Consider the following 16009-nt stretch of genomic DNA (forward strand, 5'->3'; position numbering starts at 1 on the left):
CAAGCAAAACGAGACCAACGCCATGACCTCACCCTACGTATTCGCGCTGATGGCGGCGCTCGGCACCGTCGTCGTTTCGTCGATGACGATGCTTCTGTTGCGCTGAGCCCGACGGCAATGTATCCGGCTGCGGGTAAACATGGATCCATCCGCCCCTAAAGTCAGGGACGGAATTGCCGTAATCTCCGAACATGGACACCCAACGTCCCCTCCCGGCCGGCCACCTGATGTCGAGTCTCATCGACCAGGATATCGCCCATATTCGGCGCGTCATGCCGCTGTCGCTCTCGGGCGACCTCGCCGGTGCGATCCTCCCCGCCTCCTACTGGCGCAAGCGCCTGCACCAACTGCTCGACACCGGGCACGTCAATAAAGGCCAGCTCGCCGATATCGACAGCCTGCTGATCCAGATCGACCTGCACGAATTGAACGCTGCCACGGCGGCAGCAGCCAACGCGAAGCACGCCATCGGCAAAGCCGCCGGCCACTGAGCCGCGCACCGCCTCGCGTGCGTCCCGCGCATGGTGCGCGGCGTCCGCGCGCATCGCCTTCGCGTCTTGTGCCACTCTCTGCGGAATTCCTGGTGCCGGGGGTCACCCATCGGTCATAATGTCCGCCAAAATACCCAGAGAGGACTTCGTGCACCCGGCCCATTCGCGAGACCTGCTTCAGCAGGCACGCCAGCGCTTCACGCAGCAGCAGATCGCCGCTCATGTCGGCAAGGACGTCAAGACCGTGCGCCGTTGGGAAAAAGGCGAAACGCCGTGTCCCGCCATGCTCGAAGCGGCGCTGCGCGAGCTCTTGCATAGCGCCGAGCCGAACGCGAGCGCTGGCGCGGGGTCGCCCGCCATGCCGCCCACGCGCTTTCGCTTCGTCGACCTGTTCGCGGGCATCGGCGGCATTCGCATGGGCTTCGAGGCGCACGGCGGCACCTGCGTCATGACAAGCGAGTGGAATCCGTTCTCGAAGAAGACCTATCTGGAGAACTACGCACAGAAGGACGGCGAAGGCCATGCGTTCGTCGGCGACATCGTCGAATTTCCCGCCGCCGACGTGCCCGAGCACGACGTGCTGCTCGCGGGCTTTCCGTGTCAGCCATTCTCGATCGCAGGCGTCTCGAAGAAAAACGCGCTCGGCCGGCCGCACGGCTTCGAGTGCACCACGCAGGGCACGCTCTTCTTCGACGTCGCGCGCATCATCGCCGAGAAGCGGCCCGCCGCCTTCCTCCTCGAGAACGTCAAGAACCTCCTTTCGCACGACCACGGCCGCACCTTCGACGTGATCCTGCACGTGCTGCGCGACGAGCTCGGCTACGACGTGCACTACCGTGTGATCGATGGGCGCCATTTCACGCCGCAGCATCGCGAGCGCATCATCATCGTCGGCTTTCGCGAGCCCACGCCGTTCACGTGGGATGCGCTCGGCCTGCCCGAGGAAGGCCCGCGTCTCGCTTCGGTCCTGCATCGCACCGACGGCAGCGAACCCATCCTGCCGTGGGACGGCGAGCGCTTCTTCGATCACGCGGCACGCCAGGTGCAGCCGAAATACACGCTCACGCCCGGACTCTGGGCGTATCTGCAGCAATACGCGGAAAAGCATCGCGCGGCCGGCAATGGCTTTGGCTACGGCCTCGCGTTTCCCGGCAGCGTCACGCGCACGCTCTCCGCGCGCTATCACAAGGACGGCAGCGAGATTCTCGTGCATCAGGGCGAGGGCTTGCGCCCGCGCCGCCTCACGCCGCGCGAGTGCGCGCGCCTGATGGGCTTTCCCGACACCTTCCGCATTCCCGTGAGCGACACCCAGGCGTATCGCCAGTTCGGCAACAGCGTCGTGATGCCGGTGATGCGCGAGGTGGCGCGCACGATGATGCCGCATCTCGATGCGGCGCTGGCCGGCGCCCGCACGGCCGTCGCGCCGGCCTGAAGGCCGGCCCGGGCGAAGCGCAACAGGCCCGCCATGGTCGACGTCGTCGACACCGCCACGCGCAGCCGGATGATGTCGGGCATCCGCGCGCGCAACACGAAGCCCGAGAGGCTGGTGCGCAGCCTCTTGCACCGGCGCGGCTTTCGCTTTCGTCTCGACGTGCGCGAGCTGCCGGGGCGCCCCGATATCGTGCTGCCGCGCTATCGCGCCGTCGTGTTCGTGCACGGCTGCTTCTGGCACGGCCATCAGTGCGCGCTCTTCAAGTGGCCGGCCACGCGGCCGGAGTTCTGGCGCGCCAAGATCGCGCGCAACCGCACCAACGACGCGAAGGCCCTCGCCGCGCTCGCGGCCCAGGGCTGGCGCGTGGCCGTGATCTGGGAATGCGCGCTGCGCGGCGCGGCACAGGATCCGCAGGCCGTCGTCGAGCGGCTCGCGCGCTGGCTCGAAGACACCGAAAGCGTCTGGTTCGAGGCGCGTGCCTGAGCCTTGCTTGCAGCCAAAACGCCAAGCCCCGCAGTGATAAACTGGACCGGCTGTCGGCGCCCCCCGGCAATACCGGCAATGCCATGCCTGCCACAGGGTTCCCGACACGTCACGCCCGACGTGTGACGCCCAGCGTGTGACGCCCGCCACATCCACTTCAGAACTGAACGATAAGGAGGCAACCGATGGCTGATTTTCGACTCTGGTCCGACGACTTTCCGAGTAACGGCTTCATGCCGAAGGCGCAGGAGTTCGACGATCGGGCCTTCGGCGTCGATGGCGACAACGTCTCGCCCGCGCTGCAGTGGGACGCGCCGCCCGCCGACACGCAGAGCCTCGCGCTCACCGTCTACGATCCCGACGCGCCCACGGGCAGCGGGTTCTGGCACTGGGTGGTCGTCAACATTCCTGCCGATGTGCGCTCGCTTGCGCGCAATGCGGGCAAGGCCGATGGCAGCCTGTTGCCGCAAGGCGCCGTGCAGGTACGCAACGACTACGGCACGGTCGGCTTCGGGGGCGCCGCGCCTCCGCGCGGAGACAAGCCGCACCGCTATATCTTCCGCATCCATGCGCTGAAGATCGCGCAGTTGCCGGTGACGCCCGAGACCACCAACGCGGTCGCACGCTTCATGACGCATCTGAACGAAGTGGATTCGACCACTTACGTCGGGCTCTACGAACTGAAGTAACGGCAGCTTGCGTGCGCGGGCCGCATGGCGCACGGCGCCGATGTGTGCAATGACGCGCCGCGCACGCACAACTACCAACACATCCGGCGGTGCGCGGGCTCGACGCGCGCCACCCCTCTGATCGATGCCCACATCCACGCTTTCCGCCTCACGCGCCGATCCCGTCGATCCCTCCGACGACCTCGAGACCGGACTGCCCTTCCCGCAACGCTATTACGCGATCCTCGTGGTCGCGCTCGGCATCACGCTCGCCGTGCTCGACGGCGCGATCGCCAACGTAGCGCTGCCGACCATCGCACATCACCTGAACGCGAGCCCCGCGAGCTCGATCTGGATCGTCAACGCATACCAGCTCTCGGTGACGATCTCGCTGCTGCCGCTCGCCTCGCTCGGCGACCGCATCGGCTACCGGCGCGTCTACCTGTGGGGCATGGCGCTCTTCACGATTGCCTCGCTCGGCTGCGCGCTCGCGACCTCGCTGCCGGCGCTCGCGATTGCGCGCACGGTGCAAGGCTTCGGCGGCGCAGGGATCATGAGCGTGAATACCGCGCTCGTGCGCATGATCTATCCGCGCACGCAGCTCGGGCGCGGCATCTCCATCAACGCGATGGTGGTGGCGATCGCCTCGGCGGTCGGCCCGACACTCGCCTCGGGCGTGCTCGCCATTGCGTCCTGGCCCTGGCTCTTCGCGATCAACGTGCCGATCGGCATCGCCGCCCTCGTACTGGGTATGCGCGCGCTGCCGGTCAACGAACGGCACCCCGCGCCCTACGACCTGCTGAGCGCCGTGCTCAACGCCATCGTGTTCGGGCTCCTGATCTTCGCCGTCGACGGCCTCGGCCACGGCGAGAGCCGTGCGTGGGTCGCGCTCGAATTCGCGCTCGCGCTCGTGATCGGCTGGTTCTTCGTGCGGCGCCAGCTCACGCAGCCCGCGCCGCTCCTGCCCGTCGATCTGCTCGCCAATCCGGTGTTCGCGCTGTCGATCGGCACCTCGGTCTGCTCGTTCTGCGCGCAGATGCTCGCGTTCGTCGCGCTGCCGTTCCTGCTGCAGGACACCTTCGGCTTTTCGCAGGTGCAGACGGGCCTGCTCATGACGCCGTGGCCGCTCGTTATCATCGGCGCCGCACCGCTCTCGGGCGTGCTGTCCGACCGCTATCCCGCCGGCATGCTCGGCGGCGTGGGGCTCGCGCTCTTCGCGCTCGGGCTCGTCTCGCTGGCTTCGCTCGCGACGCTCCACGCGCAGCCCACCGTCGTGGAGATCGGCTGGCGCATGGCGTTGTGCGGCGCGGGATTCGGCATCTTCCAGTCGCCCAACAACCGGCAGATTCTTTCCGCCGCGCCGCGCGAGCGCAGCGGCGGCGCGAGCGGCATGCTCGGCACCGCGCGGCTCACGGGCCAGACGCTCGGCGCGGCGCTGGTCGCCCTGATCTTCGGTGTGGCGCCGCAGCATGGGCCGACTGTGGCCCTCTACGCGGCGACCGCTTTCGCGGCCCTCGCGGCGCTCGTGAGCGTGCTGCGGCTCATGCCGGGGCGCGGCGCGCCCGCGCAGCGCTAGCGCGCAGGCGCCCCTGCGCGGCCAGTGCCGCACGCCCGCGCTGCCGGCCGTTGGTCAGTAGGACGCACAAACATGCACTAACATGGGTTTATGGTGCTCGGCCCCGGCATCCGCCGGCGGCGCGGCGCCGCTCTGCAGGCGAGTCAACCTTGCAAAGGGAGATTCCCATGTCTCTGATCGTCGCTGGCCGGTTCACGACCTTCCCCGCCGCCGAAGCCGTTGCCGAAAAGCTGTTCGCGCGCGGTTTCGTCGAAGAAGACGTCAACCTGTTTTTCGTCAATCCGCGCGGACAGCACGCGCGTCATATGCCGCATCTCGTGCATGTCGACGTCGCACCGCCGCATCGCCGACGCAATCTGATCATGGGCGCCGTAGCGGGCGCCGTGGTGGGCATCGCGCTGTTCGGCGCGCTGCTCAACGCATCGCTGCCGTCCACCGTGATCGCGGCGGCTGTGGGGGCGTGGATCGGTGCGCGCATCGGCTCGGGCTGGCAGCGCAGGGCCGAGCACGAGGAGCGCGTGCATCACGAAACACGCCAGTCGGGTGTGCTGCTCGCGGTGCATGTGAGCGCCGAGAATCAGGCGACGGCCGCGGATGTGTTGCGCGAAGCCGGCGCCGACGACGTCGAGCGCGCCTCGGGCCAATGGCACGGCGGCCATTGGGCCGACTTCGACCCGACCCAGGCGCCCACGCCATACGGCCAGAGGGGCGCGCAGCAGGCCTGAAGAAGGCCGGCTGCGCACGCGCGCCGGCCCGCCCGGCGCGCGCAAAAAAAACGGCGGCTCGAAAGCCGCCGCGTGGTGCATCGTCCGTCTGTTGCAACAGTCTGCTTTATCAGTCCGCTTCGTCGGTCTACTTCGTCAGTCCGCTTCGTCATATTTCTCGTCGCCTGGCGGGCGCGGCGTCGTGCGTCCCCTGCACCGCTGCGCTTGCCGCCATGCCGGCCGCCAGCGAGACCTCGCGCGGCTCACGCGCCGCGCTCAATTCGCCTTGCCCGCGCTCAGCTCGCCTTGCTAGCCGTAGCCGCCTTCACGGGCGCCGCGCTGCGCGCCTTCGCGGTGACCGAGGCGGCAGTCGCCACGCTGCGCAAGTCGGCCAGGAACGTATCGCGCCACACCGAAAGATTGTTCTCGCGCAGCGCCGCCATCATGTCCTCGTAACGCGACTGGCGCTCCACGTGCGGCATCGAGAGCGCGCGCTCGAGCGCCTCGGCGGTCTGGTTCAGATCGTAGGGATTCACGACGAGCGCGCCCGGCATCTGCTCGGCAGCGCCCGCGAACTGCGAGAGCACCAGCACGCCCGGATCCTCGGGGTTCTGCGATGCCACGTACTCCTTCGCAACCAGATTCATGCCATCGCGCAACGGCGCCACGTAGCCCACCTGTGCCTGGCGGAACAGCGCCATCAGCAGTTCGCGCTCGTACTTGCGATTCAGGTACTGGATCGGCGTCCAGTCGAGCTGCGCGAAACGCCCGTTGATGCGGCCAGCCTCGCCTTCGAGATTGCGGCGGATCGTCTGATAGGTCTGCACGTCGGAGCGCGTTGGCGGCGCGATCTGCAGGAGCGAGACGCGGCCATGCCAGCCCGGCCCGTTCAGCAGCATGCGCTCGAACGCCTGGAAGCGCTCGGCGAGCCCCTTCGAATAGTCGAGCCGGTCGACGCTCATGATGAGCTTGCGCCCGCGCATCGCGTCGCGCAGGCTGCGCACCGGCTTGCGGTCGGAGAACTGAACGGCGGACTTCGCGATCGCATCGGGATAGATGCCGATCGGATACGTGCCGACCTTCAGGAAGCGGTCCCACGCGTGGACCATGCCGTCCTCGCTCGACGTGCCGTGGCCGCCACGCTCGATGTAGTCGAGGAGCGCCTGGCGGTCGGCGTCGGTCTGGAGACCGACCACGTCGTAGTGGCACATGAAGCGCATTAGCTCTTCATGCGGCGGCACCGAGCGCATCACTTCCGGCACCGGCAGCGGGATGTGCAGGAAAAAGCCGATCGGGTTCTTCACGCCCAGATCGCGCAGGCAGCGCGCGAACGGGATCAAGTGGTAGTCGTGCACCCAGATGATGTCGTCGGGCTGCAGCAGCGGCTGCAGCTGGCGCGCGAGTGTCGCGTTCACGCGCAGATAGCCGCTGTATTCCTGGCGCTCGTAGCGCGCGAGGTCGTTGCGGTAGTGGAACGTCGGCCAGAGCGTCGTATTCGAAAAACCCTTGTAGTACTGGTCATAGTCGCGCCGGGTGAGCCCCACCGTCGCGTATGTGACGCTGCCCTGCTGCTCGATGATCGGGGCCGCCTGCTCCGTCACGGTCTCGCCGCTCCAGCCAAACCACACACCACCGGTTTCCTTCAGCGCGTCGAGTACGCCGACAGCCAGCCCTCCTGCTGCGGGACGTCCTTCCTGAGTCGGTGCAACGCGATTCGATACCACGATCAGTCTGCCCATTACGGGTATACCTCCTGTTTCGTTGGGTCCGGGGGACGGTGCATTTACTTCTTATGCAAGAGTCGTGCCTCCTTTGGTTCAAGCAGCTTGCGCTTGCGCAGTGAACTCGCGCGGCAGGCGCGAGCAGCATCCGCGCGACGGCCGGCCCGAACCGGTTCCATCGCGCCCTAAAAAGACAGTACTCCGTACGACTTCCGACGAAGTGTCACGAGGCGTTGCGCCCGCCGCGCGGGCGGCTTGCGAATCAGGCGTCCTGCTCGGACCCCAGATCGCGCTGGTACTCGAGCCCCTCCGCGCGCGCGCCGCCCTGGTTGTGCTCGCCATCGGGCGGCACACCTGGCGCCGGACGGTTCTGTCCGGCGGGGTCGGGCGTATAGCCAGAGGACGGATTGGTGGGCTCGCCGCCCTTGTGCTCGGCGTCGCGCGGGCCGCGCTTGCCCGTGTAACGGGCGGAACGGCGCATGGCGGGATGTCTCATGTCAGTGCCTCCTACGGCCAAGGCCGCGAACCGGCGACGTGGCGGCGGTGTGCTTACAGTCTAGGGGCCAGCGCGTGAAAATGCCGGTAAGAATGGCGAAGCGTTTGTAACTCGTACATAAAAAGCACGAGCGTCATCGATAGCGCCCAGGCGGCCCATCGGCGCGCGGCGCTTCGTCGGGCTCGGGGGGCGGATCGCCGATGGGCGGCGCGTCCGGCTCATCGGGTTCGCCGGGCGGGGGATCGTCGGGTTGCGGCGTATGCGCAAGCCAGGGCCGTGCGCGCAGAGGATCGGATGGATCGGGGAATCGGTAGCTCAGCATCGGTTGCTCCTCGAAGTGGTTCTACAGAGCAAGTCACAAACCACGTACCAGCGCGCATACCCGCACACATACCCGCAGCGCCCCTCCCGCCGAAAGCGCGCGCACCGCGCGGATGAACCCACGCGGCCTGCACCGCGCTCAGGCGCCGCCCGCCGCGCGCGTGGATACTTCGCCCTTGCCGCTCTCGTTGCCATACTCGACGAGCCGGTTGTAGAGCGTCTTCAGGCTGATGCCGAGAATCTCGGCCGCACGCGTCTTTACGCCGCCGCACTGCTCGAGCGTCGCGAGGATCAGCTGACGGTCGGCATCGGCGAGCGAGGTGCCGAACGGAATCGTCACTGCCGTGCCCGCCACGGGCCTGGAAATCGAGATCTGCAGCGGCACCGCGGCGGTGAGATCGCCTTCGGCGCCGGCCATGATGTGCGCGCGCTGCACGTAGTTCTTCAGCTCCCGCACGTTGCCCGGCCACGGGTAGCCGCCCAACATCTCGCGCACGGCCGCGGGGAACTGCTTCTTCGTGCCGTGGCGCTCGTTGAGCTCGTCGAGGAATGCCTGGGCGAGCAGTTCCACGTCCTTGCCGCGCTCGCGCAGCGGCGGCAGGGTGATCGGGAACACGTTCAGCCGGTGATAGAGGTCGAGGCGCAGCTTGCCCTCCTCGACGGCCTGCTCCGGATCGCGGTTGGTCGCCGCGATCAGCCGCACGTCGGTCTCGATCTCCTTGGTCGTGCCCACGCGCATGAACATGCCCGTTTCGAGCACACGCAGCAGCTTCACCTGCAGCTCGATCGGCATTTCGGTGATTTCGTCGAGGAACAGCGTGCCGCCGTTCGCGCGCTCGAAATAGCCCTTGTGCTGACGGTCCGCGCCGGTAAACGAGCCGCGCTCGTGGCCGAACATCTCCGACTCGATCAGGTTCGGCGAGATCGCGCCGCAATTCACGGCGAGGAATTCGTGCTTGCGGCGCAAGCTCAGCTGATGGATGGTCTGGGCGGCCACTTCCTTGCCCGTGCCGGACTCGCCCACGAGCATGACGGACGCGGGCGTGGGCGCGACGCGGCTGATCTGGTCGTAGACCTCCTGCATCGCCGGCGAATTGCCCAGCATGAGGCCGAAGCGCCCCATGCGGCGCAGCTCGCCGCGCAGCGTGCCGATTTCGGCCTTGAGGTCGCCCGCGCGCGGCAGGCGATTGAGAATCGCCTTCACGCGCTGCAGGTTGATCGGCTTGACCAGATAGTCGATGGCGCCGGATTTGAGCGCATCGACGGCCGTCTCCACGCTCGCGTGGCCGGTGATGACGACGAGCTCCACGCCCGAGCGCGGGTCGAGGTCCTGGAAGAGATCCGTGCCGCTGCCGTCGGGCAGCTTCAGGTCGGTGAAAACGACGTCGGGCATCTGGCGGATCAGCTGGATGCGCGCCTCGCGCAGGTCGCCGGCCTGCGCGGTGGTGAGCCCGTCTTCGGCCACTACGGCGGCTAGCGCTTCGCGGGTTTGGGCGTCGTCATCGACAATCAATACATGTGGCATCGCGTCTCGTCAGCCCTGAAAGATGAGTGGCTCCCATGCGCAACAGGTGTGGCGCGCGCGGCACGCGCGGGCCATCAGGCAACATGAGCCGGCGCCGCAAGCTACGCGGCGCATGCTGTCGCGCTGCAGGGGAGTACGAAACGGTCGGGGCGCCCAAGGCGGCGAATGAGCGGTTTTAGCTGCACTAACGCAACAATACCGCAGCCAGCACGCAACCCGAACCTCGATTGTTGTGGATATGACCATTATAGACTTAATCGAGATTGGCTTGCGCGCGTATCTCGGTGCGCAGCGGCACAGCCCGGGTGGTGCGGCGGGGCACGCCAGGCCACCCGGCGCGACTGCCCCGCCCGGTTGCTCTCGCGGCGCCCGGGATTTTCAGGCACGGGCCGGCGCCACTCGCGAAGGCCCCCAAGGGCACGCGGCTTCAGTGCCGCGTTGCCGGATCGGCGCTCCCGTGCGGAAACGGCCAGGCGCCGTTCGGCTCGCCGCTCGACAAGCCGTTGACAGACGTGTGCGCCGGCTTGCTCGCCGTGCGCGCGGCGTTCATCGTGTCGGCCATGCCTGCGCTACTGTCGGCGACCGCCACATCCGGCGCACCAGTGCCGTTCTCAGCCAGTGCGCCGCCCTCGCCTTCCCAGCGGCTCAGATCGCGATAGAAGCTCTGCCGCTGCATGCGATGCCGTTGTGACCACCGCCAGGCCAGCATGCCAGCGGTCGCACCAAGCGCGCCCACCGCAAACAGGGTCCCAATCAGTCCAGGCTTATTTCTCGCCATATCGCACTCTCCCAATTTCGTCGCCGGCGCGGGCATCGACCAGATGACGCAGTCCGCGCGCGGTCACGGCGTCCAAGCCGCGTCCCGGCGTGCCGGATGCCAGCCTTCTATAGCGTAGACGCCCCGCACGGGTGGGAGTTGCACAGCATGAGGCATGCCACACAGAGGCGCTGCGCGGGCGCGAACGCCCGCCGACGGCGCGCCGGCCTACGCGCTTTGCGGCCACGTCCATTGCCCTGCAAGGCGCGGCAGTGGTTAAATGTTTACGAGATGGAGATACTGAGGCCGTTGGCACGGCATCGTCCGCGCTAGTCCTGGACGGCCTGTCTGGACCGCCGTAAAAGCGGTCCTCGAGGTCTGGCAGCAGGAAAGCCCGACCGAGGAGACGGCAAGCGCCTGGCGGCACCGACGCGGCCGAGCTATTGCCGGCTCCAATCCCGTGCCTTGTCCACGCGCGGCGCCTGCACCCGAGGCGCCGCGAGCGCTTTCCGGCTTCTGGCCACACACCCCAATTTGCAGGACGAACACGCTATGGCGTCAATCGAGCCGGGCTCGCCCGCCGCCGAACGAGACGATGAGCGCGCCGAAGGGCGCGACGAGAAAGGCAACGAAACGCGCCGCAACGCTCCACCCGGCCCGCGCGTCGCGGGCTTGCAGTCGTACGGTTTGCTGTACGGCTCGTCGTCGATCATGCTGGAACTCTATGGACAGATCGAGCGCGTGGCGCTCACCGACGCCACCGCGCTGATCGTGGGCGAATCGGGCACAGGCAAGGAGCTCGTGGCGCGCACGATCCACGCGCAGAGCACGCGCCGCGACGGCCCGTTCATCGCCGTGAACTGCGGCGCGATTCCCGACGATCTGATCGAAGCCGAGCTGTTCGGCCACGAGAAAGGCAGCTTCACGGGCGCCGTGCAGGCGCGCGACGGCCACTTCGAGCACGCGCGCGGCGGCACGCTCTTCCTCGACGAAGTCACCGAGATGTCGCTGCTGCATCAGGTCAAGCTGCTGCGCGCGCTCGAATCCGGCGAGTACTACCCCGTCGGCAGCAACGAGGCGATACGCGGCGACGTGCGCATCATCGCGGCCACCAATCGCGATCCCGTGGTCGCCGTGAAGGAGAACGCGCTGCGCGAGGACCTGATGTATCGCCTCGCCGTGTTTCCGCTGCGCGCGCCGCCATTGCGCGAACGCGAGCGCGACCGCGAGCTGCTGGCCCAGTTCTTTCTCAGCGAGCTCAACGAAGAAAACGGCACGCAGAAGGTCTTCAGCAAGCGCGCGCTCGAGACCGTGCGCAACTGGTCGTGGCCCGGCAACGTGCGCGAACTCAAGAACGCTGTATACCGCGCGTTCATCCTCGCGGAGAAGACGGTCGAGATCGCCCATCCGCAACTCGTGCCGCGCGTGAAAAAGCCCGTCACCCAAGGCGACGCGATGAGCGTGTGGATCGGCACGCCACTGGCCGACGCGCAAAAGCAGATCATCCTCGGCACGCTCAAGTACTGCGGCGGGGACAAGCGGCTCGCGGCGCGCACGCTCGGCGTGAGCCTGAAGACGCTCTACAACCGGCTCGGCAGCTACGGCAGCGAGGACGGCGAGACAAGCTCACCCGACGAAGGCGAGAGCAACGCCGATGCGCGCGATGCGGGCTAAGGACGTGTGCCAACGGCGATGTGCCAGCACCGATGTGCCGGCACGGATATCCAGTGCGAATGCCTCGACTCAAAAGGCACAAAGAAGTAGCGCACGCAACCACGTAACCACAAGCGGCGCACGACGTTTTGCAATTTCTTGCACTTTCCCTATCCCTTTTATATAGGGCATCCTGCACAATCCGCAGCACCAAATGGTGCTGGAAGCCTGCGCAGGGCGGCTTCCAGCCGCAAGCGGCAGGGAAATAACATGCAAGAACGAAGTGCTCTGGCGTGCAATGCGCCAACGCCGGCTCCGCGAATCGCGCCTTCGGCCGTTGCGGCGCTGTCCCGACCTCACGCTTCGCGAGCACGCTGGCGGCGCATGGCGTCGCTCACGCTGCTTGCCGCCGTCGCGAGCCTTGCCTGCTCCGCGTGCAGCTCGCTCTACTCAGAAGGCGCGCAGACGGGCGCCGGCGTCGCGGGTGCGGCCATCGCCTCGAAGGTCACGAGCAATGCAGCGGTCGCCACAGGCATCGGCCTCGGCGCCGTGGCCGCCGCGAAGGCTGGCGTGCAGTATTCGGAGCGCGTGGTCCATCGCAACACCCAGGACAGTATCGCCAAGGTAGCCGGCCCGCTCGACGTGGGCGGCGTGGCGCCCTGGTCCATCACCCATTCGTTTCCCATCGAAGAAGACGCGCATGGCCGCGTGACCGTGAGCCGTGCAATCAGCAGCGGCGCGCTCGACTGCAAGGAGATTGTGTTCTCGGTGGACAAGGACGCGACCAAGGACACGCCGGCCTCCAGCGCGTTCTATGTGGCCTCGGTTTGCCGCGACGGCGAGACGTGGAAGTGGGCGTCGGCGGAACCGGCCACCGACCGCTGGGGCGCGCTGCAATGAGCGGCGCAAAGGAATTTGCCGCGCCCGGAGCACGCGACACGCTCGCCGGGCCCACGGCGCGGCCGCACATCGACGGATGGCATGCCGTGCCGCGCGCTGTTACACGCGACACGCACGTCGCGCACGTCACCCGTGTGGCCGCGCTGGTTGCGCTATGCGCGGCCGTCGCCCTCGCATCGAGCGGCTGCACGTCGATCGGCGCGGCCAGCGGCGCGGCGGCGGCGGCTGCCACCGGCATCGTGACGGCGAATCCGGCGGTGGGCGTGGGGGTGGGCATTGCGGTCCAGGCGGCCACCGACGAGGCCGTCAACCGCTTCATGAAGAGCATGCACGCCGACCAGCAGGAGATGATCGCCGAGACGGCTGGACGTCTGCCCGTGGGCGGCATGGACATCTGGCGTATCAAGCACAAGCTGCCGGTCGAGAACGGTCACGGCCAGGTACGCGTGACGCGCGCGTTTGCTTCGGCGCTGGCGCTATGCAAGGAGTTCGTGTTCTCGGTGCAGGACGGCGACGCCGCCGATGCGCCCGAGCAGTGGTACACGGCCAGCACTTGCCACGACGACAGCGGCTGGAAGTGGGCGAGCGCCGAGCCGGCCGTGGAGCGCTGGGGCACGCTGCAATAGCGTCGGGCCGCGATCGGCCGGGCTGCGATCGGTCGGGCTGCGCTCAACCGGGCTGCAATCAGCCGGGCCTCGCTCGGTTGGGCTGCGCCCAGCCGGGCTGCAATCCGCCGGGCCTCGCTCGGCTGGGTTGGGCTGCGTTCAACCGGGCTGCGATCAACCGGGCTGCGCTCAGCTCGTTGAGCGCGCGCCTTCAGTTGCACGAAAAACGGTCGCCTGAGCGACCGTTTTTGCGTGAAGTGACATGAAGTAAAGCGATGCATCACCCCATGCCCCTGCGAGCATCGCTCAAATCATCGCTCGATCAGGACTCCACGTCTTCGAGGCTGAAGATTTCCGACTGGTCGTTGTACGAGAAGATCTCGCCATAACGGCCCCAGTCGATCACGGTGTCGAGCGTCTCTTCCGCGGCGCCGTCCGAGAGGGAGTCTTCGAGCTCCTGCTCGAAACGCACGCGCGGCGCGCGATGGCCCGGGCGCTCGTTGAGCACTTTCTTGATCCGCGCGGCGAGCGGCACGTGACGCAGCAGATGCTCGGCGAACATCATCTTGCGCTCCTGCGTGCCGAATTCCGCGAACACGCGCGCGGGCGGCGTGAGCAGCACATCGCCTTCGCGCACGTCGGCGAAACCGAGGTGCTGGAGGACTTCGGCGATCGGGAACAGGTCGTCCACCTCGAGATGCAGCGAACGCGCGATTTCCGGCATGTCGGCGCGGCCGTGATAGGGCGCCGCCGCCAGCGTTTCGATCAGACCCGCCATCAAATTGGTCGACACGCGCGGCAGCCAGCTGCCGAGCTCGAGGCCCTTCTTGGTCGTCTCGCCAATCTGGCGCGCGGTCATCTTCGCGTAGATGTCGTCGACGAGCTTGCGGAACGCGGTATCCAGACGGTTGCGCGGATGCTTGAACGGCACCTTGATCTCCGCCACCACGCGCCCCGGGTTGGACGAGAGCACGAGAATGCGGTCGCACATGAACACCGCTTCCTCGATGTTGTGCGTGACGATCAGCACCGACTTGATCGGCAGGCGCCCTTGCGTCCACAGGTCGAGCAAATCGGTGCGCAGCGTTTCGGCGGTCAGCACGTCGAGCGCCGAGAACGGCTCGTCCATCAGCATGAGCATCGGATCCACGACAAGCGCGCGCGCAAAGCCCACGCGCTGGCGCATGCCGCCCGAGAGCTCGCGCGGGTAGGCGTTCTCGAAGCCGTCCAGACCGATCAGGTCGATGGCGGCGAGCGCCCGTTCGCGGCGCTCGCGTGCGCCCACGCCCTGCGCCTCCAGCCCCGCTTCCACGTTCTGCAGCACCGTGAGCCACGGGAACAGCGCGAAGGTCTGGAACACCATCGCCACGCCTTCGGCCGGGCCTTCGATCGGCTTGCCGCGCCAGGTGACCTCACCGGAAGTCGGCGAGATCAGCCCGGCGATGATGCGCAAGAGCGTGGACTTGCCCGAGCCGGAACGGCCGAGCAGCCCGACGATCTCGCCTTCGCGCAGCGACAGGTTCGCGTCGTCGAGCACGAGCAGCTCGCCTTGGTTCTTGTTGAAACCCCGGCACACGTTATGCACGTTCAGGATTTCTTCACCCACGCGCGGCGGGTTCGGGGCCGTCTGCACGTCGCCGTGCGCGGTGCTCAGGGTCTTGGGGTTTTGCATCGCTTTACCTTCCAGCGTTCGATTATTCGATCAGTCGAGCCGCAGCTTGGACTCTGCGTACGTGTACAGCGGACGCCAGAGCACGCGGTTGAACAGCGTGACGAACAGCGACATCACGGCGATGCCGAGGATGATCTTCGGATAGTCGCCGGCGGCAGTCGTCTGCGCGATATAAGCGCCCAGGCCGTGCGCCGCGACTTTGGTGTCGCCCCACTGCACGAACTCGGACACGATGCTCGCGTTCCACGCGCCGCCCGATGCCGTGATCGCGCCCGTGACGTAGTACGGGAAGATGCCCGGCAGCATTGCCTGGCGCCACCACTGCCAGCCGCGGATACGGAAGTTCTTCGCCGCTTCCTTGTAGTCGTTGGGATAGGCGGTGGCGCCGGCAACCACGTTGAACAGGATATACCACTGCGTGCCGAGCACGATCAGCGGCGACAGCCAAATGTCAGGATTGAGGTGAAAGCGCACGATGACGATCACGAACACCGGGAACAGCAGGTTCGCCGGAAACGCCGCGAGGAACTGTGCGAGCGGCTGGACCTTTTCCGCGAGCGCCGGGCGCAGGCCGATCAGCACGCCGAGGGGCACCCAGATCACCGAGGCAATCGCAATCAGCAGCAGCACGCGCAAGAGCGTGATGAGCCCGAGCACGAACACGTGGCCCACTTCGTCGAGCGTCACGCCCGTGCGCACGAAGGCGACCACGCGCCAGACCACGTACACGGTGAGCGCGATCACAAAAACGGCCCAGACGATGTCGCCGATTTTCGAGCGCACGCCGCCGCGGCGCGCAGGCGCCGCCGCCGCCGCGCGCTGCACCATCGGGATGGCGGTCAGCGAGGTCAAGGCGGCGGGCAGCCTGAACGGCACGCGCGCGGCCTTCGCGAAGCACCAGCCGAGCGGCACGAGCAGCTGATGGATGAGGTGCGTGCGGCGGATCAGGTCGAGCAGCCACGACTCGGGCGCGTCGCCCGACGACGTGGTCTCCATGCGGAACTT

The 16009-nt window shown here is 67.3% G+C and carries 16 protein-coding genes; 9 read left to right on the top strand and 7 right to left on the bottom strand.

Annotated features, from left to right (window positions below; genetic code table 11):
- Window positions 1-191: 191 nt before the first annotated feature.
- The 6 genes from EYW47_RS24595 (at window position 192) to EYW47_RS24620 (ending at window position 5375) form a co-directional block, all read left to right on the top strand.
- A complete protein-coding gene (locus tag EYW47_RS24595) occupies window positions 192-491 on the top strand; it encodes a hypothetical protein (protein ID WP_240763895.1) in 300 nt (99 codons plus the stop codon).
- Between the two features lie 118 nt (window positions 492-609).
- Complete coding sequence (gene dcm / locus EYW47_RS24600) at window positions 610-1923, top strand: DNA (cytosine-5-)-methyltransferase (protein ID WP_133197453.1); 1314 nt, start codon at window positions 610-612, stop codon at window positions 1921-1923.
- A gap of 33 nt (window positions 1924-1956) precedes the next feature.
- Window positions 1957-2406 carry a very short patch repair endonuclease gene (locus EYW47_RS24605; RefSeq protein ID WP_133197454.1) on the top strand — a complete coding sequence of 150 codons (450 nt, stop codon included), beginning with the start codon at window positions 1957-1959 and terminating at the stop codon, window positions 2404-2406.
- 185 nt (window positions 2407-2591) lie between these two features.
- Complete coding sequence (locus tag EYW47_RS24610) at window positions 2592-3095, top strand: YbhB/YbcL family Raf kinase inhibitor-like protein (RefSeq protein WP_133197455.1); 504 nt, start codon at window positions 2592-2594, stop codon at window positions 3093-3095.
- A gap of 124 nt (window positions 3096-3219) precedes the next feature.
- Window positions 3220-4650 carry an MFS transporter gene (locus EYW47_RS24615; RefSeq protein ID WP_133197456.1) on the top strand — a complete coding sequence of 477 codons (1431 nt, stop codon included), beginning with the start codon at window positions 3220-3222 and terminating at the stop codon, window positions 4648-4650.
- Window positions 4651-4817: 167 nt separating this feature from the next.
- The gene (locus tag EYW47_RS24620) at window positions 4818-5375 is read left to right on the top strand and encodes a hypothetical protein (RefSeq protein ID WP_133197457.1); all 558 of its coding nucleotides are present in this window, start codon (window positions 4818-4820) and stop codon (window positions 5373-5375) included.
- A gap of 275 nt (window positions 5376-5650) precedes the next feature.
- On the opposite strand, the gene otsA is transcribed toward EYW47_RS24620, so the two are convergent.
- From otsA to EYW47_RS24645, 5 genes are all read right to left on the bottom strand, one after another.
- The gene (gene otsA / locus EYW47_RS24625) at window positions 5651-7093 is read right to left on the bottom strand and encodes an alpha,alpha-trehalose-phosphate synthase (UDP-forming) (protein WP_133197458.1); all 1443 of its coding nucleotides are present in this window, start codon (window positions 7091-7093) and stop codon (window positions 5651-5653) included.
- A 244-nt stretch (window positions 7094-7337) separates the two neighbouring features.
- Window positions 7338-7571, bottom strand: coding sequence for a hypothetical protein (locus tag EYW47_RS24630; RefSeq protein ID WP_133197459.1), 234 nt, complete (start codon window positions 7569-7571; stop codon window positions 7338-7340).
- Window positions 7572-7704: 133 nt separating this feature from the next.
- Window positions 7705-7893, bottom strand: coding sequence for a hypothetical protein (locus EYW47_RS24635; protein ID WP_133197460.1), 189 nt, complete (start codon window positions 7891-7893; stop codon window positions 7705-7707).
- Window positions 7894-8031: 138 nt separating this feature from the next.
- Entirely contained in the window at window positions 8032-9417 is a 1386-nt protein-coding gene (locus EYW47_RS24640) for a sigma-54-dependent transcriptional regulator (protein ID WP_133197461.1), read from the bottom strand.
- 427 nt (window positions 9418-9844) lie between these two features.
- On the bottom strand, window positions 9845-10195 hold the full coding sequence (locus tag EYW47_RS24645; protein ID WP_133197462.1) for a hypothetical protein: 351 nt from the start codon (window positions 10193-10195) through the stop codon (window positions 9845-9847).
- 531 nt (window positions 10196-10726) lie between these two features.
- Here EYW47_RS24645 and EYW47_RS24650 point away from each other — a divergent pair.
- The 3 genes from EYW47_RS24650 (at window position 10727) to EYW47_RS24660 (ending at window position 13353) form a co-directional block, all read left to right on the top strand.
- Window positions 10727-11848: a sigma-54 interaction domain-containing protein gene (locus EYW47_RS24650; protein ID WP_133197463.1), complete on the top strand. Its 1122-nt coding sequence runs from the start codon at window positions 10727-10729 to the stop codon at window positions 11846-11848.
- A gap of 363 nt (window positions 11849-12211) precedes the next feature.
- Window positions 12212-12727 carry a hypothetical protein gene (locus tag EYW47_RS24655; protein WP_240763896.1) on the top strand — a complete coding sequence of 172 codons (516 nt, stop codon included), beginning with the start codon at window positions 12212-12214 and terminating at the stop codon, window positions 12725-12727.
- Complete coding sequence (locus EYW47_RS24660; RefSeq protein WP_240763897.1) at window positions 12724-13353, top strand: hypothetical protein; 630 nt, start codon at window positions 12724-12726, stop codon at window positions 13351-13353. The genes EYW47_RS24655 and EYW47_RS24660 overlap by 4 nt, the downstream gene beginning before the upstream one ends.
- A 301-nt stretch (window positions 13354-13654) precedes the next feature.
- Here EYW47_RS24660 and EYW47_RS24665 read toward each other — a convergent pair whose 3' ends face one another.
- Window positions 13655-15004, bottom strand: coding sequence for an ABC transporter ATP-binding protein (locus EYW47_RS24665; protein WP_133197464.1), 1350 nt, complete (start codon window positions 15002-15004; stop codon window positions 13655-13657).
- Between the two features lie 30 nt (window positions 15005-15034).
- On the bottom strand, window positions 15035-16009 hold a 975-nt coding region (locus EYW47_RS42020; protein ID WP_240763898.1), incomplete at its 5' end, for an ABC transporter permease subunit.

Source organism: Paraburkholderia silviterrae, from assembly GCF_004353915.1.
Lineage (GTDB): Bacteria > Pseudomonadota > Gammaproteobacteria > Burkholderiales > Burkholderiaceae > Paraburkholderia > Paraburkholderia silviterrae.